Below are 23650 nucleotides of genomic sequence, written 5' to 3'. Positions count from 1 at the left end.
ATCAAAAAAAATGCCATTTACACGAAATGACATTTTTTCGACACGAACGATATTAAAATGAATGTTTATTTTTCACTTTTTAATCACAATTTATTTAAAAAGTTCCGGCTCATTCTCAATTAAAATATCTGCTTAACACCATTTACAATACTTCTCATTCAATGTGCCATCCTTTTCACGACCCAATCTGCCGTCTAAGGCTTAGATTATCATGCTGTTAAAAAGAGAATTTGCAAAATATCTGAAAATAGTATAATTTGGTGGTATATACTAAATCAGCTGAAGAAAATAATATATGAAATAAATTATATAATGTGAATGGAGATGGAATTAATGAACCCAGAAAAATTATTAAGAGAATATAGACTTCATATTTCCGAGAAGTTGATGGAGATATTTGACAATGTAATTTTGGAAGATGAACAATGGTTCATCTTGCCAGACAATCAAGCAATTCATATAGTTGAACTTTTAAGTGGCTATAATTCGCTGGTGATTGAATATGCCGAAAACTCAAGTGAAAGAAGCAGAAATTTAGCAGATGATGGAGACCAATTTTCGATATTAGACTATGACACCCCGGAAAAAATGTTTGAAGCAATGATGCAAGAAATAGAAAATGAAGGAAACTCCTGATCATCCGGCAAATCTTGATGTATTGATCCAGAATTTTGACTGTGCATTGTCTCACCCTTATGCCAATGACCTGGAAAAACTGAAAGAAGCCGTTATGGATCCATCCTTCTGATAAGACCATAAAATAAGGCAGCCCCACATAGCTGAGTCTGCCTTACTCTCTTTATTTAACGTTGATGCCACTGGCATATTGCTGCAAAAACTGTTTCTTTCCACATGGTCTTCCAAAATAATATCCCTGCAGATAATCAACCTTCATTTCTTTCATTTTCAGAAGCCATTCTTTTTCCTCGATGCCTTCTGCACATATCCTGACGTTAATACTATGTACCATGGGGATGATATTTTTATATAATTCATAATCCCTGTCACTGTTCATCGCCTTGGCAGTAAAATCCCTATCCATTTTCACGTAACTCGGATTCATATCACGGATACAATGAAGATTCGAATATCCTGTTCCAAAATCATCGATCACAAAGGGAATCCCGTTCTTGTCCAGAGTTTTACGGAATTTACAGAACGAAGGTGTCATATCCATAAATCCGCTTTCTGTCATTTCAACACATAAGCATTCCGGCTGTAATGAATATTTTTGAATTGCATTCAGAATATCCCGCTCCACATTGCCTTGCAGGATCTGAACATAGGATACATTTACATTCATCCGGAAGTCAGGAATATATTTCTGCATTTCACAGCACATTGCTGCAGCTTCGTTCAAAATATATCTTCCAGCGGGAATGATCAATCCGGTCTCTTCCAACAATGGGATAAACTCCATCGGTGAAACAAACTCCCGCCCTTCTTCCGTTATCATGGAAAAACGCATCAGTGCCTCTGCTCCAATGATCTGTTCGGACTGACAGTCCACAATCGGCTGGTAGTATACTTCAAAGCCATCATAATGGTTCACAATAGCATTACGAAGTTTTGCTATGATTCTTCCTTTTCGTAAAAAGACCTCATAGTCATCCTGGTCAAAAATATAGAATCCATTTTTACCCATGCTTTTTGCCTGTTTCAAGGCAAATTCAAACTTTTTGCGGCATTCTTCGGTTCCCTCGCAAAATATTGCTGCATTTATAACACCAATAGAAATAGAAAATATAGCTTCATAATTTTCGGCTATTATGAAATTATGAAGTTTATCTGTAATCTTTTCTTTCAGTGCCACAGCGTCTTCTGCGGAGGAAGCTTCTAGATCCACGATCACATACTGATCCGCTACCAGATGGTAAATTCTCTGCTTGTCTGAAAGGCATTCCTTCATACAGCCGGCTACGCTTTTCAGGATATAATTACCATAATCAGCTCCCCTGGAGCTATTAATCGCTCCAAAATCATCAATTCCTATATGCATAAAAAATCCCTTGGTAATGGGTTCTTTTTGTGCACGCAGGTAAGCAAGGAATTCCGGACCGCCAAGCAGTCCTGTGACATTATCGGCTCTTCTCCTGTTGCCGGTCTCATTCAGACACCCGACCAGATACTCTGCCTTTCCCTGCTGATCATTGATCACGATACCACGGCAGTTAATCCAAACCGGCATACCTTCTTTATCAAGCCACCTATAATGAAGATTATGTACCTTTTCTCCTCCTTCGCATATATCCGCAAGATGCTTTGCAAGCATCCTGCGGTCTTCCTCATATACTACCTTCATAACTTCATTTGCAGCATCTGTCAGAACATTTTTCGACATATTAAACCGTTTCACAGCTGACTGTGAAATCTCAAAGATATTATTCTGCAGATCAAATATATACAGGTAATCATCCATACATTCTGTAATGATCTCAAATAATATTTCTGCTGTCTGCTCTCCAAACACACTAAATATATCATTAATCACAACAAGAACCTTCCTTCCGACAACTTCACTCTATTCCTGCCATTTTCTAGAATAGCTTAAAGATATTCACGCGGTCACGCATCTTGGCTGCTCCCTCTGCCAGATTAATACTGATCGCAGTATTCTCTTCTGAGGATGCTGCATTGCCCTGTACCACACTGGACAGCTGTTCAATTCCCTGACCGATCTGTCCCAAGGACTCTGCCTGGGAGTTCGCTTTCTCCATGGTGTTCTGTGCAATCTCTGCAAAGGACTCCATATCTGCAATGATCTGATTAAATGCGTCTGCTGTTGTTCTTGTGATCGTATTGCCCTTTTCGATTTCCACTAAGGTCTTATCGATCAAATCTCTCGTATTCACAGCCGACTTCGCACTATCCGCTGCCAGCTTGCCGATCTGATCTGCCACTACTGCAAAGCCTTTTCCTGCTTCTCCTGCTCTGGCAGCTTCAATAGAAGCATTCAGGGATAACAGGTTGGTCTGGGATGCAATATCCTCGATATCTGTGATAATATTACCGATCTCCTTGGAGATTTCTGTAATGTGCCCCATTTCCATCAGTAAATCGTTCATTTTTTCTTTTTCTTCGTTCGCTTTATTTGCAGAGGCTTTTACACGTGCAGATGCACTCTGTGTTTCCTTCGCTGTATCTGCCGCCAAATCCACGACCGTATCAACGGTGGCATTCAATTCCTCGATGACTCCTGCCTGCTCTGTTGCACCGTCCGCCAGGGATCTTGATGCATTTTCCACCTCGGATGCATTCGATGATACCTGTTCTGCCAGATTGCTGATCTCGGTCAGGGTACTGTTAAACCGTTTCAGAATATACACCAGTGATACCTTCAACTCCGAGAAATCGCCTAGGAAATCTGTAATATCATTACCATTTCTGGTCAGGTCACCCTGTGCTATTGCCTTTACCTCCACAGAGATCTCGCTGACATAATCTGCCAGAATACCCATGGCTTCTTTCAGATTCCTGATGGTATCGCCAAACTCATCCTCAGACTCATAGGTAAGCATTTCTACATTAGACAGTTCGCCCTTACGCAGGCTGGCAACTGCTGCATCTATCTGTTCTACCGGCTCGGTAATGGAATTGGTAATGATCTTTCCGATCTGTGTCGTCACTACAGCAATCGCAAGACCCGCTGCCACGATCACAATAAATATGATTATAATGCATACATTAGCCATGGTCTTTGCCCGGTCTAATTCTGCCTGGAACTCGTCACTTAATATCGTTAATTTTTCAGCCAAAGCTTTATATTCTTCATACACCTTTCCGGTCATCAGCTTTGATGCTTCCTGCTGTTTACCCGCACGGCTCAACTTCAGGATTTCATCTGAAGCAGCCCTGTATTCTTCCCATGCAGCTTTTGCTACTTCGTAATGGTCCTGTCCTTTTCGAGCATCACTGTCTGCAGACATGATTGCATCCAGATTCGCATCGGTATCCTGGATCTGACTCTCCAGCTTCTGAATTTCTTCTTCGCAAGAGTTCATGATTGCTGCATCTGATTCTACCAGATGCTGATACTGTTTGATTCTGTATTTCGCAGTCATTGTCTCTAAATCCTGCAGATATTCCAATGACGGAGACCAGACCTCAGTGATCTTCTCTATATTTAAACGGATCACTAATGTCGAGATCAGTGCCACCAACACTAAAAATAATGTCATAACAAGCACTGTCATTCGATATACTTTTAATTTTCCTGCAACTTTTAAGTTAGCTATACGCTTTTTGATCTTTTCCATGAAAGTTTTCCCTTCCTTTGTAAATTATTGATCTTTTATCAAATTTGTTTATCCATAAACAATTATAATATAGCATACTCTATTGGGAAAATCTATTAAAAAAATTATTAAATTATTAAATTATTTTCTACTAAATATTAGTGGTTCTATTGCTAGAAACTGGTGAAAATCAACCTAAATTCTGTCTCCTGGATGAACACTTTTCACAATGCTGATTTTTATTCTATTTTTAGTTTATTGACGTGAACCTAAATTACGCTTCTTGCATAGTTGTTTATTTTCATACATATCGGAATCTGCCTTATCCAGTAACATCTGCAGCGTGTAGGTTCCTTCATCAGTTGAAATTGCCCATCCGCATGCATAGTCGATCGGGATTTGAGCTTCATTACTATTTAATCTGTCTTTTTCTCTGCATAAGCTTTGTAGCAGTTCCTCAATCTCTGTTTTGCCTGTATGATAAATCACAGCCATGAACTCATCGCCGCCATATCTTCCCTCTGTTCTAACAGCTTATTTTTCATTGCCATCTTCATAGCTGTCAGCGTCTGCATAATAACTCAAACTTCGCACATTAAAATGTGCCTATGCACCTTGAAAATTCAATAATAACTGGCATAAAAATAGTATGAAATCAATGGTTTTGGTATAATTGGGTTGTCAAAAAACAATTACAAACCGGAGGCTCATGTTATGAATAAACGTATAACACAAGCGACTCAAAATGATAAGCAGATTCCTAAATCTATCAAACGATTTCTTACAAGGTTTCATATTTACTCAGCCTTGAAAGCTGCCAATGCCTATAAAAGGAAAGGCACTCCTAATTTTGCAAAAGATACCGTGTATCGTTTCATGAAGATGGTTCAAATTAACTAGATGCGTTTTACTACAATCCTTGCATCCAGAATCTTATTATATCATTTTATACAGTTGATCAACCTCAGCTTCATATACTGATTCAGTATGAGTATCAAACAGCACCCACTCCACCAAATCGAAGCTGTCCGGATTATCTTGCAAGAACCTGTTTACTGTATGTACTGCAATCTTTGCTGCCAACTCAACCGGGAAACTATATACTCCCGTTGATATGGAAGGAAATGCAATGGACCTGATTCCATTATCCATTGCCAGCTTCATAGAATAAAAATAACAGTTTGCAAGAAGTTCCTCTTCTTTATTTCTTCCACCATTCCATATCGGTCCCACAGTATGAATAACATAATCGCATGGCAGATTATAGGCTTTTGTTATCTTTGCTTCTCCAGTCTCACATCCGTGAAGTGTCATGCACTCTGTCAGAAGTTCCGGTCCTGCTGCTCTGTGAATCGCACCATCTACACCACCTCCGCCAAGAAGGGAGTTGTTTGCTGCATTTACGATTGCCTGCACATCTGTTACTTTTGTTATGTCACCTTTTATCGTCTTAATCAAATACATTGTTTAATATTCCTTGTCTATCTCATCATCTATTCCATACATTTTCTTGAATGCATCAAGGTCTGCCTGGTTCTTAATCAGCATAACCTCTTCTATCTTACCTGTATGATTGTCCTTAAAGCCTGCAACCTGCTCGCCATTACATATGCTCGCCTTGATAACTGGTTTCTTATTTTCTTTATCATATGTCTTTGTAACTGTCTTTTTCTTAAATAGTCCCACTCTGAGCACCTTCTTTTGACTTTGCTATAAGTATTAGTTTTTCAAAGGACTGTGCAAAGCGTACATCATCTTCTTCTGTACGCTTTCTCGGTCCTTTCATATGATTCTTATGAGAGCTGCGTCTTGCCTTTTTATTAAGATGCCTCTCCATAAGCATCTGATCTATATTTTCATTCGTATACCACTTACCGGATTGATGAATAGCATACGCACCCTTACCTAAAGCCATAGCAGCGACACCATAATCCTGCGATACTACAACATCCCCTTTATGACATATGCTAATCAGCTTATAATCTACTGCATCTGCTCCTGCACCTACTATAATTACCTCGCTGTAATCAGAATACAAAATATGATTCGTATCACACAACAAGGTGGTTGGAATATTATATTTCTCTGCTATTGTCTCGACAATGTCCACTACCGGACACGCATCTGCATCTACAAATATCTGCATTTTCTCCTTAAATCCATTTCATATCAGTTATAGTTAATTGGTGTTCGTACTTCTATAAGATTTCCTGATGGATCATAAAATCTTACAAGCTTCTGTCCACATTCAAGTTCCATTAAATCCGTAACATAACTTACAACATACTTGCCAGACTCCAGTTTTTCAATAATACCTTCTATATCATTATCTTCAAAATAAAGTTCGGTCATATTGTTATGTGGAGTTGTATGTATTTTTGTACTATCATACCATACATCTACATCCTGCAATACAAGCCCCTCTGACATTATCACATTACCTTCCTGCCTTGTAATCACACGCAGTCCAAACAGTTCTTCATAAAAATCAATTGATTCGTCAATGTTATCAACAATAATCAATACATTTTTCAAACTCATATTTTATGTTCCTGCCTCTCCATTTCTTTTTGAATCCATGTCATAATTACATCTACAAGATAATCCTGCTGCACCTGACTTAGTTCCTTGCCCGGCTGCATTTTATGCCACTTTCGGATGCACTCCCTGCAGCATGTTGCTGTTGCGTGCTGGGCAATAAATACTGGATGTCCACGCATTGGTGTCTGTTTGCCATCATTTGCTATATATGCCGGAGCTTCTCTCTTTGCAATAAAATCCTTTGCATGTTGTCTGATAACAGCAAGTCCCTTTTCATTTATATAATCAATATCTTTCTGTTTCAAATGAAAACTGCTTCGGAACTTGGACTTATCCAGTCGCTCAAATAACTGCTTGTACCATTCATCCTTAGTCATTAAAACTTCACTACTTCCGGCTCATGTGTAAATGATGAAAATGTAGCTGTCGCATTTGTAAAATAGAACACCTCGGTATTTCCATCATCTGCTGAGTACATATTCTGTAAAGATGGATAAGCATCAAGCATAGACTGTCTTGCTTCTCTTCTGTCATCTTCTACAAGTTCTCCGGCTACACGAAGCCACTCACCATTTTTAAACGCACAGATTTCTACCTTCGGGTTTGCGTGAATCTGCTTTGAAACATCCTTTACCTTGCCAGTTTGAATATACAGCTTTCCTTCAAAAATGTGTACTGTTCCAAAAGGTCTAACTCTTGGCTGGTCGCCTTCCACTGTTGCCAGATAATATGTCTCTGCTTCTTTTAAAAATTTAGCTACTCGTTCCATTATTTAATCCTCCTGATAGTTACTTAAATAAATCCATAATGCCAAAGCTCGTCTTCTTATAAACCTTATTGTAAGCTGCTTTCTTTGGATTTTTTATCCACCCTATGCCATTCTTTCCATAACCTGGAATTACAGCTTTCTTAATAGCACGCTTAGCTTTCCCTGTTGTTCTTGCCTTTATTGATTTCTTTATACTGGGTGTTCTCATTCCAAATCTCATTTTAATTGCCTCCGTTGTTCCATAAAAATCACCTATTATTACTATCTATCAATAATAGGATTATACCACCATTTACCCCTCTTCAACTTGATATATTAAATAAATTGAAAGACATTTACATTCCACTATGTTTCTATTAAATCAGTTGTTTTAAGCAATATTTCGGATTTGCAATATATATTTACATTCCACTATGTTTCTATTAAATCCTATGAAAGTGCAATGAGCAATGTGGCAGCAATATCATTTACATTCCACTATGTTTCTATTAAATCTCAGATTACAGTTCTTGTCTTTTAAGCCTGTGCATATTTACATTCCACTATGTTTCTATTAAATCTAATCTTTTGATTGCAATAGTTACTCCGTTTACTATATTTACATTCCACTATGTTTCTATTAAATCGTCGCCCTTGTAGTAATTCCACAGATACTTAATAACATTTACATTCCACTATGTTTCTATTAAATCATCGTCAATTTCTATTGTTCTATACGAGTTATATTTATTTACATTCCACTATGTTTCTATTAAATCGCTCTTGCAATAGCAGGAGCTTTTATTGGTTTTTTAATTTACATTCCACTATGTTTCTATTAAATCCATGTAGCACACAGGAACAGTATTCCTTTTAAACAGATTTACATTCCACTATGTTTCTATTAAATCGAGCACTGCAGACACATAAATTCATATCTGAACTTAATTTACATTCCACTATGTTTCTATTAAATCTTGAAAAATCTCTGAAGCATCTTAGCTGTAATCTCATTTACATTCCACTATGTTTCTATTAAATCTGTGTAATCGTAATTAATTGCAAGCGGCTCAACTATATTTACATTCCACTATGTTTCTATTAAATCTGTTTCAGGTGGATATAACTATATTGTGTGTGATTAATTTACATTCCACTATGTTTCTATTAAATCTGTTCTACTGCTGACAGTAAATGAATGTATACTGTATTTACATTCCACTATGTTTCTATTAAATCAAGCCCCTTTTAAAGAAAATTTGAAAGAGGAAAATAATTTACATTCCACTATGTTTCTATTAAATCCGTAGAAGGACTTGTAAGTGGAATCAGGTCTATGATATTTACATTCCACTATGTTTCTATTAAATCAGCGTTCAGTTCAGCACTTGCTTCACTTAAAGTTAAATTTACATTCCACTATGTTTCTATTAAATCCCAGCGGGAGCAGATTCTAAAATAAATGTATACCTATTTACATTCCACTATGTTTCTATTAAATCGAAATGATACCCGAAATAATCTCAAGGGTAAATTGATTTACATTCCACTATGTTTCTATTAAATCTTGCTGTTCTCTTTTTTGTTAATATCGCTATAAATATTTACATTCCACTATGTTTCTATTAAATCAAAAACGCTACAATCCGCTTGTTTACTGACTTTGATTTACATTCCACTATGTTTCTATTAAATCCCGTAACACAAAAGTCGCCTATTTTCAGGTACTACCAATCTATTTTCTGTCGACTCTCAATATTTATATATTATCATCTTGTAAATTTTTTTACAATAACATCAAATATATAATAATTTCAGCATTGTCGATCTCCCCGCATTTTTACATTATCATCGGTCGACAGACAAATTATACACAATATACAATCACATTAAATTATAAAACTTGTTACATCTGCCTGCTTTCCCCACCATTCCTTATCAAGCCACTTCTGTTGTCTGCTTTTAAATAAAATGACAGAATCCAATTCACTATTAATATAAGGTTTTAATTCATTCTGCATTTTTATTAACTGTACCTTTGATAGTTCACCTTCAAAAACAGAGTTTTGTATGTGTGACATATATTTCTTGCATATTTTAAAAATATGTGACCACCTTTTTCTTCCATTTTCATCTTTACTTACATCATATACTAAAACAACATACATATTTTCCCCGCTTTCAAGTTAATACACTTTATATCATTATCATAATAACTTATATTACATAGTAAGCTCACACGATCTACGATTTACCACCATATTCTGAATCCCTCATATTCCTTTTCACCTATTAGATGCTTAATAAGCTTATATACCTCTAATCTTATTAAATATTGATATGACACCTGTCGACCTAATTCCCTATGCATTATTGTCTGTTTCATTCTGTTTTCAAATTCCGAAACAATTAATTGTGAAGCTTCCTTTTTTAAGTGCAAATAATTCAATTCTTTAGTAAAGCTATTTTCTGTTATCTGTTTCCTATTAAGTAATGAAAATATTAATCTATCTCCAATCAAGGGTTTAAACACCTCAGATATATCAAGACAAAAAGAATATCTTCGCACGCCCGGCTCATGCAAATAACTTATAGTAGGATTCAATTGTGTATGGTATATTTCGCTTAATGTTCTTGTATATATAAGAGAATTAACAAATGAAATTAACGAATTAATCATATTATCAGGTGGGTGCATTACACGTTTATCAAATTCTATTTCCTGATTAATAATTATACTCCACGCTGAATAGTACCTTTTTCGTATATTCCCCTCTATTCCCATGATTTCCTGTACTGATTTTACATCTGATAATCCCGCACACAAAGAATCTATATCCTTCATATATTCTGATACATCTTTATCACGTCCATTATAATACCTCAAATTTCTATATATATTATCTGCCGCCGCTTGAATAAACTTTCTAGCTAATAAAAGTCTCTTATCATATTCTGTATAATGCTGTACTTGACTAACCAATAATTGCCCCGCAAGATTACTCTCCTTAGGATAAAAACTCCCTGTATAAAAATTATAATAGTTGAAAAAATGTATTGGTATTCCATACTTGGATATATAATTTAAAAATGTTGTATTAAAAGACATTTCTGACATAACATATATATCTGATATACGTTCTATAGGTATATCTCTTTTCTCGCCTTCATATGATGTAAATCTCAATGTATTATCTTTTCTCTTTAAATCCCCATTATTGTATATATAAAAACTCTGTTTCATTTTATTTCTCCAACTATCATCTAAAATTATATAAAACACATATCAAAATAAGCACATTTTTTACATATTTTAGTTTCACTTAACTCTAGAGGCAATTCATGTTCTTTTATTTTATTAATATCATCAATAATCTTATCAAGTTCCCTACAATCTTTATCTGTCAGTTCCACATCTATATTTCTTTTAGTCAAAGGATAATCAATTTTACCACTAATCCCCTCCACTCCTTTTTTATTTAAATAATAAAGATAATATTTTAATTGCCATATTCCGGCTTCATCTATTGCCTTACTTTTTTTACTTCGTGCAATTCTCTCTTTTCACGTATAAAATCAATATTTATAACATCATCAATATTAATATGCTTATCATCCCGTGCATAACTATTCTCATCAAGCAACTTACCCATCTGTACATTTTCATTACTCTCTTCCATTGTAATCTGATGACAAAAATACCATAGTTTTCTTTTGCATATAAAATAATAATATACCATTACACCCGCTACTTTATCTTCCATAATTACAGCTCCAATAAATACAATATATGATGCCCAATGTTCTTCACAACTACTATATAAATATAGAATTCTGTGCTTCCTTTTTCATTAACCCTCTTCCCATACATTTTTCCATATCAAATTCGTACATTCTTCTTGTTCTATGAATATTCATCTCCACCTGTTTTATATAATCTATATCTTTACCTCTTGTTTTAATAACACATTCGTCAACCAATTCCGGTAATTTGTATCTATTGTATATTGGTAACGATAACGTCATGTCAGATATTTTAGACATAATAATGCTCCTAATATCTTTTTTTATATATCTATTATTAATAATATTTAAACAATTATCTATAAAGTCAATATTTTGATTATATATATTATCAGGTATCACTGTAACACTATTTATATCTCTAAACTGCTTATCAACTTCTGCTTTACTATATTCTGCCTGATTAATTTTTTTGAAATTCTCCAAGGCACTCTCAATATTTTTGTAATAGGCTGTATCAATCAAATCTTCTGTACAATACACTCTGTTTATATATTCGTTTTTTTCTCTTTCAACCAAAGGTCTTCCTGTATAATCCTTCAATATATCAACTGACCGTTTATATATATCTTTATCGTATATATAATCAATATTTTTCGTAACATATATATGAACATTAGCCTCTGTAGGAATATAACGTGCATGTCTGTTACACCTTCCCAAACGCTGCAATAAACTATCAACAGTACTCATTTCTGTATACAATACATCAAAATCTATATCAAGGCTGGCTTCTACAATTTGTGTTGTTATCCATATACCGGCAGATAATTCATCTTTTGAAAATCTCATTATATTTTCTTCCAATATTCTTCTATGACATTTTATAAAATGTGAATGTAAAAGATGTATTTCTGTTTCTTCAACCAAACCTGAATCGTATATATCATATATTTTTTCATATAACTTCTGTGCACTGCCAATAGTATTACATATAACCAATACCTTTTTATTTTTAGCTGATTTAATAACCTTATCCACATCAATATCTCCATAATCTTCATCAAGCCAATGTCTTACAATTCCTGCTGATGTTGAAAAATCTTTATATTCATAGTCTACATTCTCTATAAGGCCATATTTTTCCATTAGGCTTTTTAATACCGGTGGAAATGTTGCTGTTATAATGGCAAAATGGCCTCCCATATCTGATATAATTTTTAACCCATATATAATTGCAGCAATAATCTCTGAATTATACGACTGTATTTCATCTATTATGACCTTAGAATATTTAAGTGTTGCAGCAAATATTTCCGTTCCCAACGCTTTATATACAAACTTAAATATCTGATCAACAATACACACAGTCAATGGGAATGAAAGCAACTTTGACCTTTGATACGCATTATAAGCACTTTCATCTCCTCTTTTGCTCTCATCTATAAAATACTGCATACTTCCTGAATGTAATAATGTTACATTGCCATAATTATACGTCCTCTTTATTCTGTCATATATAGCATTGGATGAAACCATATACGGTAATGTATAAAAACATTTTTCACCATCAGCCCATATTAAAGCTGCTTCTGTTTTTCCCATTCCGGTTGGTGCTACTACTACAAGATTCTTATTGATATTATTTTTCATATATATTTGAATAGAATTAAATTTCATATTATGTAATTTAAAATATTCATAAATATTTTTCACTAATATTTTATCATCAATATCCGAAGCCACCTCTGCCTCTTCATAACCTGAGCTTACTGTATAATCAAACTTATTTAAAAGCCCCTTAATTAAAGCATATTTCTCCCATATTTCATTCTTTATCCTCAAATTTACAGATGTTTTATTATTTCTAAATAAAAGTTTATTAACGTTAGCTGACATTATTTTTTTATTTTCATTTTTGTAATAATCTTTTAGATTATCAAGATAATATTTATTACAATATTGCTTTATTTCCGCACTTTCCCACTTATCTTCCCTATCATGGTGATGATAAACAGCCGTTATAAATATCTTAAAATCCTCTAATGTACAATCCGGCACTAAACTACTTAGTTCATCTTTTGATATACTTACCGCACTTAAATATCCGTGAGGAATTTCATAATTAAACTTTTCATCTGAATTTGAATTCCTATTACCTATTTTAGCCTGAAACACTCTGTTAACTTTACCAATATCATGTATACGACATGCTTCAATAACAAGACTTTTTTCTTTTTCAGTAAAATATCTGCCATAAATCTCAAAAAAATTCTCTGCACATATTACTATTTCTTCAAGATGCTGTTTTAATGTAACCTGCCCCTTTTCTGTCGTATTAATAAATTCGTTAATAGAATTATCTATAGCTGTTTTTTCGCTTAATGTAAGCTTATCCTGTACTTCTTCTATTACAGAATTAATCTTTTCTATAATTTCATTTTTTTCATTATCAGACAAACTTTTTGTTGCTGACTTTGCATAACATTCCATATTTTCTCCTTCTATTTCTACAAACCCTTAGTGCCATTATCAACAAATTACATTCCAATATGTATCTATTAATTTTATTTATGCAAAAACAACAACATCTTCTGCTTTTGAGTCATCTACTAAAATATTCTCTATCACTATCCCACTTGGATAATAAAAAGCCTTGATACGTCCGCCTTCTTTCTCTGACTTCCATCTTCGAATTCCCTGTTTGGTTATTTCATATTCTTTATTTATGGTATATACAGTAGAATTAATATTTTCGTATCCTCTTTCCATAATATAAGACACCGGAATATATATATTATGCTTTGTTGCGGCCTCATCTTCCATTCTCAGATTCACTATATCAACACTTTTTATATCTATCAAATCCTCATATCTGCCAAGTGACAAATACATTGGTGGATTTTTAAGTGCTTCATATATAATCTGCATATCTTCATCTTCTTCAGGCAAAATATGAATAATTATGTCATTTTCGCAAACTAATTCTACATTAGCCACACCTTTAAATATTCCATATTTTTCACCATCTTCAATGCATATATTATGTCTTCCTTCTTCATATTTTGCACCCGATGAAAAAGAATATCTTGCATACAATTCAGAAACCATTCCCTGATTATTTCCCTGTATACTTAATTTCATTCTATGATATCTCTTAAACCCACATGCTGCATGTATCATTCCTATAACTGTTGAATATGGTGGAAGCGGATATGTTTCTTTTATAATAAAGCTGCTTGGCTTCTTATAATTAACAAGATTCTGAAAACAGTGCAACTTAATTGCTTTCATCATAATACTCGCTCACTTTCTCCTTTAACTGACTAAATGCCTTTGCAACTGTTACTGCATGCATCTTTTCTTTCAGTTCAGCGTCATTATCAAATATATCTGATACAACACCAACAACAGTATTATCCTTTATACTGTCATCACCCTGCAGCACATCAAGAAATGCACCTGTATTTATACTGTTATTCTTTATACGCACACAATTTTCAAAGAATGGATTTTTTCTTGCATAGTTACCACCAATGACAAACAACGGTGAAAGATTCTCTCTTCTTCCTTTGATATCTCTGTATAAATACTGTACAACATCTAATAATGCATCTACTCTTTCTTTTTTTTGTTCTGATGATATGCTAATATCACCATCTTCACCGACCCTGTCAAGATCTATAGACAATGTATATGTATAATAAGCCCTGTGTATCTCGCTTTGTGCAATAGCATTACCAAGATTCTGTCGTTTTGCAAGTCCCATATTAGTAAGAAATTCTAATTCTCCTTGATATGGTTCAAGAGATATTGCATTACTAAGTCTTGCAACAGCACTTCTTGTTGTTGCTCCTCCCTTAATACTATCATCTTTTGAAGTTGTCTTCATATAACCAAATAAATCTATCTCAGGATAATCTTCTATTGTAGCAGAAGGTGCAAACTGAACCACTCCACTCTTCCCGTCTACAGGAGTATTATCCCAATTAAGTTGCTGAATAATATTATATCTTATAGCTTGTCTTGATATATATGAATACTGCTGAAAATCTCCTCTTGTCATTTTTTTTAAAGCTGTTATATTACCTACACCCTCACCATAATTAGCACTCTCCGCCAAAAATACCATTGTTAATGTTAATCCATTCTTTTTCATCTATATACCCTCCTTAACTATTTTATTATCTTCTTTTTGGAAATTTGAATTGCATCCCTTTAATCCCATGTAAAATGCATATCCATACTCTTCAAATAGTCCTTGATTATTAAACATATTTATTAATTCACATGGAACTATCAGCTTACTTGCCTGTTCCTCATTTGCAGGAACTTTGCATGAACTATATAATCTCATAACTATTTCAAGATATTTTCCTGTATTCTTTGTAGAAAGAGCATTCATAAGCTGATACAATGTTCCTCTGATACATTCATCGTCTGCAGCCCCCTTCGATGCCAATAAAGCTATACGAAGTGAATAACCACTATTCATTACTGCCAACCTATTCATAGCTATCTTACCTCCATTTTCTTTACCACTCTTCACTATATTTGTCCACAAAAGCACATTATAAATCCAATAAGCAGATGCATTATAAGCTGACGACTCTATTGATTCCCTTAACACCTTGTTAAGAATCATTTCCTGACATTTAAAGTTCAGTATATTAAAAATAACCTGTTCATGAATATTAACATATTCACTTTCTAACATAATATACGGTGACATCTCCATATACTTTAAAGCGTTCTGAACCGTTCTTTCTTTGATAATTTTCAATGCATCATTACTTACAACCGAAAAAATATACTTGTCATTCTGTCTCGTACCTCTGATGATTACCTGAACACTTGATAATCCTTTAAGCTCATGCTCCATCAACTTATTTAACATCTTTGATAACCATTGTGAATAACTCCCTTTATCCTGTTTTTCCGTATTATCTGAATGTATATTATTTTTTTTGTAAACATAATTATTCTTTTTATTAGCCTGTATTAATCCGTCAATAGAAACATTCGTGTTAAGAAACACAAATCTATTGCCCAAAAGATTAAATCCCAACGGACATAATGCATAAACAAATGCACACACAGGACACAAAAAAGCATCTACTTTACAGTTCCAGAAAGCTGATTTTTTTCTTGAAAGGTCATCCGCCATATCCTTCATAAATGCTATTGAAACCTTATCCTTGCTTCCCATCATTTTTCCACAGTCAATGCACATATCTTTATCCTTAATATGTGATTTCTTTACATACGCTTTGAAAGGCTCAATAAAATCCTGTTCAAACAATTCTCGCATATTTTTCCTTGCATTAGCTCTTAATAAGAAACATTTTCCATCCCAAAAGCGATTAATATAATTATATATAACACTCTTCATAACAAAAGTTTCTTCACATAAAGGTTGTTTTAAAAATTCATTTAATTCTTCTAAACGCTTTTTTAGCTCTTGTGGATTTAACTTAAAGCTTAATTTTTCTTTCTGTAAATTCTCATATACAGAAACATTCTCTACCTCATTCTTTATATTATCAAAACCCGATTTATAACTATTTGACAAAAGCTTATCACTTATAAAATCAAGCATTTCTTTATCTTCTGTATTTTTTTGCCATGTGCCATTATTAATTTTATCAATGATAACATCAATATTATCTAAAACTCTTGCATACACCGTACTATCTCTGTAACAGGAAACACATGCTTTAAAAAACATATCTGTCCAATCGGCATTTTCTATAAAATCTTCATCCAACCACAATCCACTCTCATATGCTTCAAAGTCATATTCTTTGCCCCCTTGCTCTTTTATACCGTACTCCCTGCCTTCAATAACATTAAATTTATATTCTTTAAGTATATAATACAAGCCAACAATACCGGCATTTTTAAGAAAATCTCCTGTCGTTATAAGATATTTGCCCATTTTTTACCTCCTCTCGCTTTTATGATATCATTTCTATATCTTTTGTTCTGATACATTTCATAAAAATATACATAATACATATACTATCCTACATCAATACTTCCCACTTTCCATGTCCTTCGCTGCGCCTGCTACCAATTCCTGACTGATAAAGTATATTAAGCAATTCAGGATTTCCTGTTATTTTGTAGATGCCTATATTAGCATCTATCTTTCTCCCAAAGCAGTTAACCACAACCTTTTTACCTTTTACAGGTAGTAAAGAAAATCCATCCATAGATACATCTATATTAACCCTTTGTAAAAATACTGAAACATTCTCCTTTACCTTATCAGCAAACTCCTTACTATCATATGTATAGTATTCATCTCTGTTAGTATCTGAATTATGCTGTCTTACGATAAGCGGACTTTGCATTTTAATAACAAGCTCACTATCAACTATATCTTTTCTATTCTGTGATTTCACCGAAATAAGTTGCATTGAGTTATTATTTAACGGATATTTTTTCATCCGCATCAACTGAAATGAATTAAACCACTCGATAGTCTGTCTCATATCTGCATCTGAAAAAAATATTTTAAATCTTTTTTCTCCAAGTCTTATAACATTCTTATCAAAAAATGCTCCCGGCAAATAAACACTGTACGTAAATGTTTTTATTATCGACTTGCTCTTATCGTATAATCTTTCAAACATTTCCTTTGAGTAATTGCTACTTGCTGCTTTTAAAAAACTTACAACCACTCTTTCATATTCAACTGGTAGCTCAGGCTTTTCTAATTGAAATTCCAATGTTAACTGAATCATTGTTCACACCTCCTTTCTTTAATTATCTATTCATGTTTTATATATCACTAATTATTATATATGTCAATATAAAAATTATCTAATAGGTGTAATTTTATGTATCAGCCTGTAACTTTTATTTGGGATTGATTTTTTTTACTTATTATTGTATACTTTTAACTTGCAAGTACTTACCATATTGGAATGTAAATATTAGATAATTATTATATAATTTATATTAATATCAACATATTGGAATTATTATCTAATATTAATTTAGCTCTCGCAAAAATATATTTATGATTGTTTTAAAATCTCATAAATATTTTCATTAATATATTTCTCTAATGTTTTACTTAAATAAATCCATAATACCAAAACTTGTCTTTTTATAAACCTTATTGTAAGCTGCTTTCTTTGGATTTTTTATCCACCCTATGCCTTTCTTTCCATAACCTGGAATTAAAGCTTTCTTAACAGCTCGCTTGGCTTTTCCTGTTGTTCTTGCTTTAATTGATTTCTTTAAACTCGGTGTTCTCATTCCAAATCTCATTTTAATTGCCTCCATTATTCTATAAGAAGTCAAAAATTATCATATCTATATTTTATCTATATTTCAATTATACTGCACTTCTAATCATCTTTACCAATCTTCACCCAACTCATCCATTGCATCATCTACACCATCGGCATAATCTCTATCTCTGTCATATCTGTCATAGTCATAATCGCCATCCATATAGATATCATCATAGCCATCATCATAAGAATCATATGTACTCTTTTTTGTGCCGCTGCTATATGATGACTTATTTGTTGAATTTGATTTACTATTGTAACTACTGCTTGAACCAGAACTGCTTGCACTACTTTTAGAATTACTGCTGGATGATTTATTGCTATGTGTCGAACTGCTATTAGATGTACGACTGCCCGTATATGGTTTGTGCAGATAACAATAACTGCTTCCGCTTGCCTGTTTATTATCACATCCAGCCTTAATGCACTTAGGTTCACTTGCCACACCTATTGAACCAATCACAAGCACAACACATACCATTACAAACGCTACTGCCAATCCAAGTCCAAATGAATCTCTTTTCATACAAATCAGCCTCCTTTTCAAAAAACTCAGTCAAAGTCATAATCATCCGGGTCTAACCCTGCTTCTTCCAATGCCTCTGCCCTGTCATCAGGATCCATAAGTTCTAATTCATCAACATCAAGTCCTGCTGCCATTGCATCAATCTCAAAATCATCCTTTGTGTCATCCTCAAAGTCTCCGGCATCTCCAAATAATGCTTCATGTTCTTCCCTGCTGGTGCAAAGCATTTCTCCTGCAAACATCATTTCCGCACCATCTATTTTGCCATCGCCATTTAAATCCATCCAATTTTTCATTGCCATACCTCCTGTAATCAAGAATTATCAAGGTTATTTGTTTCTTTCTGATTATATAGTACTACTTAAGCTGTCCTATAATCATCCCTTGTATATCGAATCTTTGTTCTTTTACCTGATTATTCATCATATTCTTCAAGTTACTGTTCTATTTTCTCTATGAATTTCTCTTAATATTGTCTTATTTGTCATGGGAATTATCCTCCTTATTTTCAACCAACCATATCTTCTACTATATGCATATTTTCTTCCTGCCCGTTATCTACAGGCTGCATTTTGGTCACTTCACTATGTTCTGGAACTTCCATTATATCTTCAATTTCCGCCAGATTATCTTCACAGGTATCAGCCAGGGATTCACAGTCAATGTAATCTGTTAATGCATACAGACAGTTAAGTTCTTTCATTTTTGCTTTCTTTTCAAGTCTCAGCTCTTTAAGTCTCTTAAATATCTTATATCCCTGAGCTACGTTGCAATTAGCATCTTCTGTTTCCATAAGGATGTTTTCAATATCCGCATCTATCTCTTTGATGTCTATCTGTAGATTTGTTATATACTGCCCGGCATTTCTATAAAACTCCGACTGCTGCCTTGCAAATGAAACCCAGTCATTCTCTTTTCCGTCAAACGGAGTGTAATTTCTTTCTTCTGCCATTGTTTCTTCACCATCCTTTTCATCAAATGTTGGTTCAACGCTGTATCTTTGCTTTGCATTTGAACCAACAGGAGCTGTTGTATGTATATCGTCTCTTTGCAACCGCCTGTCTTTGAGCACGCAATTTTCAAACAACTCTTCGTATTTTCTAGGTTTATACTTTCTTGTTTCCAAACCTTTAATACTTTTTAATGCCTGCTTCGCTCTGGTGACATTGGCATTCGTCCCAAAACCGGTTTGAAAATATTCAATTTTTTGCAGTTCATCCTTGATATCCCTTCTGTTTTCCCTACACACTCTCAGCAGTTCAACCAGATCAGCGGCTTCATTATCATCAGTCTCACATAATTCAATATAGTGAAGAATATCGCATATCTTCTGGTCTATATCTGAATGCTTTTTCGACAACTCCTCCCTATAGTCTTTCAGCCCCTCTACAAGATATGTAAAATGGGTAAGATATTCTGCCCAGTCCATTTCCGACAGGTCATATGATGCAACATTTTTCTCTATTGGTTCTGTTACCTCATCATATGTTAGTTCTTTTATAGGTGAAATGTATTCATCATCATTATTTTCTTTCTGTTCTCCAGCGGGTAATGCACCGGAATTATCGTCTATTTCATTACTGCCTGATACTCCTGTGCTCATATCTTCCTCTGTTTCTTCAATCGGAACCATACAATAAAATGATGCCTTCTTTCCTACACATATACGGCTGTTAGCCTGTGCAAATGTAAATACTGTTGCATCCTGTTCTCCTGCCACAGCTACCAACTGATCTGATTTATCAGTTCTATAATAATGACCACTATAATCCATTATGTAATATAAAGATTCCGTTCCCATAGGCACCTCCTATTCTAATGTCCAACCATTTTTACACACTTCAAAATATTTCAAAAAAAATAAGAACCAGTAAGAGTTTATCTCTTATCTGATTCTTATTATAAATACTAAGGTGTCCAATAAACATACCTTGCATGTCGAATTTTTGTTCTTATTTTTTATATTGTTTTACCAGTCTGTCAATTTCAGCATTCATCATTTCAACCACATTTTGAGGTCCGGCAAGTGTTACCCCCTCACCAAGACCTATAATCCACGCCAGAAACTGTCTGCTGACTGCAACTTCCACATTGACTACAAAGCGTTTATCATCCAACCTAATCATAGATACATCTTTGCCAAAACGGTCTATCATTACACCTGCAAAAGAATTGTCGCACTCAATGTGCACCCATTCTTCTTTGCCTCCGTACATGCCAAACATTTTTCTGGCATATGCAGCCATATCAAAAGACTTAAATGCCTGTCGCCCTTCTCTTCCCTTGCCATTTGACTTGATATAAAGCATTTTATCTACACGAAAGTGCTTTATTATCCCATCATTGCTGTCATACGCAATTAAGTAATAATTTTCATCATCCCAGGATAATGACCATGGACTGACCTCATAAAGTGCTCCATCATGGCGTAGTTCCATCTTCTTATCTACGTTCCACTGAAAATATTGGAATGTTATTTTCGAATTCTCTGCTATTGCTGTATGTATCCTGTCAACATTGTAATAAATGCTCTCATTCATCGTCTTTACACGACCAGCCACAAATACCTGCCTGTGTAACTGTGATGCTTCGTACTTACTGGCAAGCCCTTCTATCTTTTTTATAAGCTCATTTGACTTCTTAGCTGTTATAAACTTTGCAGACTGCACAGAATCAACCAATAATTTTAATTCTGCAAGTTCAAACTGTCTGTTCCCAATATGATAGGAATATGTCCTGTCTTCCTGCGTTCCTATAACATCCAGACCATACACCCTGAGATTTTCAATATCATTATACAAACTTTTGCGTTCCGCACTTATATCATACGCAGCGAGTGCATCAATAATCTCCGGCATAGTAATACTGTGAGTTTCATCCGTTCTCTCCAGAAAAATCTTCATAAGATATATAAGCTTCAATTTCTGATTTGATGATTTAGGCATATTGCACCTCCAAACTCCACGATAATGCAAAAAACTTCTTTATATATGATAGCATAAATAATCATATAAAAGAAGTTCATTCATTAATGAAATAACCAAATAAACATTATGATTGCTCCAAGCGGCGGACATATAAGTCCTATTACCATGTATACCACGACCCAAATCCAATCATGTGATGATGAATATCACTCATGCAATATATTTTCATGTACATTCCTCCATAAATTCTCAGTCTTTATCATTGCCACCAGAATAAAATTCTTCACCTGTGTCCAGACATATTGCCGCAAGCCTTCCACCCGGCAGATATGCACCACAGTCAATATCAATGTGATTATTCTTTCTGTACACATAGCCTGGTCTGGGATTGTCCTCAATATATCTTGTTGGTGTATGCCCTGTAACAGTTATTACATCATCAAAATATCTGACATCATAATCCACCCTTGACCATACAAGCTCATCAAGCGAATAATCATCAATATCCCTCTTAATATCGAAATTGCCAAGCCCTCCATGCACAAGAAGATACTTCTGTCCATTAACCGCTACCTTCTCGTACCATGAAAAATCTGCCACATAATCAAGCACATCTTTTCTTGTCTCATTATCCAGCTTACTCAGCTCATCAGTGGTTGCAATCCCACCATTTCTCTGCCATGCATAAAGCTTCTGGAACATATCGTCACTAAACTTTTCTGCAAATTCTTTGATGGAATTCTCATCTTTTACTTCATTAATAAGAACCGACATACATTCCAGCATCATCTGTTCATGGTTACCTGCTATAGGTATAACATTTGGCATTTCCATCATCTTAAGAAGCGTCTTCACCGGATTCTTTCCTCTGTCAACAACATCTCCCAGCACATACAATATATCTTCATCTGAAAAATGTATTATATCCAGCAGTTCCATAAACTTCCCGTATTCACCATGAATATCCGATATCACATATGTCGCCATATATTCCCTCCGTATGCTATTTATTAAGTATGTTATTTATTAAGTATTTCCTTCAGTGTACGTGGCTCATAATTCATATAAGGCATCATACAGCCTACATTGTAAGCCCTTGCTATATCATAACACTTCTCTGACCGCATAAGCATTTCCATATTCAGCTTGCGTAAACATTCCTGATAGAATTCATTTTCATAAGTATTATGAGTATGTCCATACAAATGTATTGTCCCCCTGTGCTGTCCATTCCACATAAGTATAGGATAATGGCTTAATACAAGCTTGTATGCATCTTGGTTTACATAGTCAGTAATTTCCTTATAATCATATATCTCTTCAAAAATATTCTTATACCTCATATCAGAAACATCATCATGATTTCCTTTAATAAGAACTTTCCTGCCCTTTAACTGTGCAACTAAGGCTATCAGCTCCTCGTTTGTACCCCGCATGGCAATATCTCCAAGAATATAAACTGTATCACCATTTGTAATCTTACTGTTCCATTTTTCTTTCATATACTGGTGCATTTCAGCTAATGAATTAAATGGACGGTTATCAAAATTATTGCCTTCCTTTGTCACATTTTTATGGAAGAAATGCATATCACTAATATAGTAGTTCATTCGTGTTCCTCC

24 protein-coding genes, 4 pseudogenes and 1 CRISPR repeat array are annotated in these 23650 nt (G+C 34.3%); of the genes and pseudogenes, 3 read left to right on the top strand and 25 right to left on the bottom strand.

Going from position 1 to position 23650, the window contains the following annotated elements; translation table 11 throughout:
• Positions 1–333: 333 nt before the first annotated feature.
• Both WMO38_RS04155 and WMO38_RS04150 read left to right on the top strand, forming a co-directional pair.
• The gene (locus WMO38_RS04155; protein WP_186836629.1) at positions 334–636 is read left to right on the top strand and encodes a hypothetical protein; all 303 of its coding nucleotides are present in this window, start codon (positions 334–336) and stop codon (positions 634–636) included.
• A pseudogene (locus WMO38_RS04150) lies at positions 617–748 on the top strand (flavodoxin family protein BilS); the annotation flags it as partial. The gene WMO38_RS04155 and the pseudogene WMO38_RS04150, both read left to right, overlap by 20 nt.
• Positions 749–799: 51 nt before the next feature.
• Here the strand turns inward: WMO38_RS04150 and WMO38_RS04145 are convergent.
• From WMO38_RS04145 to WMO38_RS04135, 3 genes and pseudogenes are all read right to left on the bottom strand, one after another.
• Entirely contained in the window at positions 800–2491 is a 1692-nt protein-coding gene (locus WMO38_RS04145) for an EAL domain-containing protein (protein WP_349161606.1), read from the bottom strand.
• 46 nt (positions 2492–2537) lie between these two features.
• Positions 2538–4256 carry a methyl-accepting chemotaxis protein gene (locus tag WMO38_RS04140; protein WP_349161604.1) on the bottom strand — a complete coding sequence of 573 codons (1719 nt, stop codon included), beginning with the start codon at positions 4254–4256 and terminating at the stop codon, positions 2538–2540.
• Between the two features lie 234 nt (positions 4257–4490).
• Positions 4491–4754 (bottom strand): annotated as a pseudogene (locus WMO38_RS04135) (GGDEF domain-containing protein); the annotation flags it as partial.
• Between the two features lie 195 nt (positions 4755–4949).
• Between WMO38_RS04135 and WMO38_RS04130 the strand changes: the two are divergent.
• Positions 4950–5132: pseudogene (locus tag WMO38_RS04130) on the top strand (IS4 family transposase); the annotation flags it as partial.
• Positions 5133–5171: 39 nt separating this feature from the next.
• Here WMO38_RS04130 and WMO38_RS04125 read toward each other — a convergent pair.
• The 22 genes and pseudogenes from WMO38_RS04125 to WMO38_RS04020 form a co-directional block, all read right to left on the bottom strand.
• Positions 5172–5699: an O-acetyl-ADP-ribose deacetylase gene (locus tag WMO38_RS04125; RefSeq protein ID WP_186836625.1), complete on the bottom strand. Its 528-nt coding sequence runs from the start codon at positions 5697–5699 to the stop codon at positions 5172–5174.
• A 3-nt stretch (positions 5700–5702) separates the two neighbouring features.
• Complete coding sequence (locus WMO38_RS04120; protein WP_186836624.1) at positions 5703–5921, bottom strand: aspartate dehydrogenase; 219 nt, start codon at positions 5919–5921, stop codon at positions 5703–5705.
• The gene (locus WMO38_RS04115) at positions 5908–6381 is read right to left on the bottom strand and encodes a YaiI/YqxD family protein (RefSeq protein WP_186836623.1); all 474 of its coding nucleotides are present in this window, start codon (positions 6379–6381) and stop codon (positions 5908–5910) included. The genes WMO38_RS04120 and WMO38_RS04115 overlap by 14 nt, the downstream gene beginning before the upstream one ends.
• A 23-nt stretch (positions 6382–6404) precedes the next feature.
• Positions 6405–6776, bottom strand: coding sequence for a VOC family protein (locus WMO38_RS04110; protein WP_186836622.1), 372 nt, complete (start codon positions 6774–6776; stop codon positions 6405–6407).
• On the bottom strand, positions 6773–7153 hold the full coding sequence (locus WMO38_RS04105) for a DUF4186 domain-containing protein (RefSeq protein WP_186836621.1): 381 nt from the start codon (positions 7151–7153) through the stop codon (positions 6773–6775). The genes WMO38_RS04110 and WMO38_RS04105 overlap by 4 nt, the downstream gene beginning before the upstream one ends.
• Complete coding sequence (locus WMO38_RS04100) at positions 7153–7545, bottom strand: pyridoxamine 5'-phosphate oxidase family protein (RefSeq protein WP_186836620.1); 393 nt, start codon at positions 7543–7545, stop codon at positions 7153–7155. Before WMO38_RS04100 ends, WMO38_RS04105 begins: the two co-directional genes overlap by 1 nt.
• A 19-nt stretch (positions 7546–7564) precedes the next feature.
• Entirely contained in the window at positions 7565–7765 is a 201-nt protein-coding gene (locus WMO38_RS04095) for a hypothetical protein (RefSeq protein WP_186836619.1), read from the bottom strand.
• 113 nt (positions 7766–7878) lie between these two features.
• A CRISPR array of direct repeats spans positions 7879–9220; the repeat unit is 30 nt; unit sequence ATTTACATTCCACTATGTTTCTATTAAATC.
• Between the two features lie 193 nt (positions 9221–9413).
• A complete protein-coding gene (cas2, locus tag WMO38_RS04090) occupies positions 9414–9692 on the bottom strand; it encodes a CRISPR-associated endonuclease Cas2 (RefSeq protein WP_186836618.1) in 279 nt (92 codons plus the stop codon).
• Positions 9693–9775: 83 nt separating this feature from the next.
• Positions 9776–10768, bottom strand: coding sequence for a type I-B CRISPR-associated endonuclease Cas1b (gene cas1b, locus WMO38_RS04085; RefSeq protein ID WP_186836617.1), 993 nt, complete (start codon positions 10766–10768; stop codon positions 9776–9778).
• A 26-nt stretch (positions 10769–10794) separates the two neighbouring features.
• A pseudogene (gene cas4 / locus WMO38_RS04080) lies at positions 10795–11264 on the bottom strand (CRISPR-associated protein Cas4).
• A 76-nt stretch (positions 11265–11340) separates the two neighbouring features.
• On the bottom strand, positions 11341–13761 hold the full coding sequence (cas3, locus tag WMO38_RS04075) for a CRISPR-associated helicase Cas3' (RefSeq protein ID WP_349161601.1): 2421 nt from the start codon (positions 13759–13761) through the stop codon (positions 11341–11343).
• A 78-nt stretch (positions 13762–13839) separates the two neighbouring features.
• A complete protein-coding gene (gene cas5, locus WMO38_RS04070; RefSeq protein ID WP_186836615.1) occupies positions 13840–14565 on the bottom strand; it encodes a CRISPR-associated protein Cas5 in 726 nt (241 codons plus the stop codon).
• Positions 14549–15427, bottom strand: a complete 879-nt coding sequence (gene cas7i / locus WMO38_RS04065; protein ID WP_186836614.1) for a type I-B CRISPR-associated protein Cas7/Cst2/DevR — start codon at positions 15425–15427, stop codon at positions 14549–14551. Before cas7i ends, cas5 begins: the two co-directional genes overlap by 17 nt.
• Positions 15428–17206: a Cas8a1 family CRISPR/Cas system-associated protein gene (locus WMO38_RS04060; RefSeq protein ID WP_186836613.1), complete on the bottom strand. Its 1779-nt coding sequence runs from the start codon at positions 17204–17206 to the stop codon at positions 15428–15430. It abuts the gene before it with no gap.
• Between the two features lie 88 nt (positions 17207–17294).
• Positions 17295–18017 carry a CRISPR-associated endoribonuclease Cas6 gene (gene cas6 / locus WMO38_RS04055; protein WP_186836612.1) on the bottom strand — a complete coding sequence of 241 codons (723 nt, stop codon included), beginning with the start codon at positions 18015–18017 and terminating at the stop codon, positions 17295–17297.
• Positions 18018–18348: 331 nt separating this feature from the next.
• Positions 18349–18549, bottom strand: coding sequence for a hypothetical protein (locus tag WMO38_RS04050; protein WP_186836611.1), 201 nt, complete (start codon positions 18547–18549; stop codon positions 18349–18351).
• Between the two features lie 90 nt (positions 18550–18639).
• The gene (locus tag WMO38_RS04045; protein ID WP_243204252.1) at positions 18640–19101 is read right to left on the bottom strand and encodes a hypothetical protein; all 462 of its coding nucleotides are present in this window, start codon (positions 19099–19101) and stop codon (positions 18640–18642) included.
• 26 nt (positions 19102–19127) lie between these two features.
• Positions 19128–19397: a hypothetical protein gene (locus WMO38_RS04040; protein ID WP_186836771.1), complete on the bottom strand. Its 270-nt coding sequence runs from the start codon at positions 19395–19397 to the stop codon at positions 19128–19130.
• Positions 19398–19609: 212 nt separating this feature from the next.
• Positions 19610–20902: a hypothetical protein gene (locus tag WMO38_RS04035; protein WP_349161598.1), complete on the bottom strand. Its 1293-nt coding sequence runs from the start codon at positions 20900–20902 to the stop codon at positions 19610–19612.
• A gap of 151 nt (positions 20903–21053) precedes the next feature.
• Positions 21054–22046: a helix-turn-helix transcriptional regulator gene (locus tag WMO38_RS04030; RefSeq protein ID WP_186836610.1), complete on the bottom strand. Its 993-nt coding sequence runs from the start codon at positions 22044–22046 to the stop codon at positions 21054–21056.
• 231 nt (positions 22047–22277) lie between these two features.
• On the bottom strand, positions 22278–23015 hold the full coding sequence (locus tag WMO38_RS04025; protein WP_186836609.1) for a metallophosphoesterase: 738 nt from the start codon (positions 23013–23015) through the stop codon (positions 22278–22280).
• Between the two features lie 32 nt (positions 23016–23047).
• On the bottom strand, positions 23048–23638 hold the full coding sequence (locus WMO38_RS04020) for a metallophosphoesterase (RefSeq protein WP_186836608.1): 591 nt from the start codon (positions 23636–23638) through the stop codon (positions 23048–23050).
• Between the last annotated feature and the right edge of the window lie 12 nt (positions 23639–23650).

Origin of the sequence: Lachnospira hominis (ex Hitch et al. 2025) (assembly GCF_040096395.1) — a bacterium.
GTDB lineage: Bacteria > Bacillota > Clostridia > Lachnospirales > Lachnospiraceae > Lachnospira > Lachnospira hominis.
Note: the sequence above shows the minus strand (reverse complement) of the source record. Positions and strands in the feature narration are given on the sequence as shown.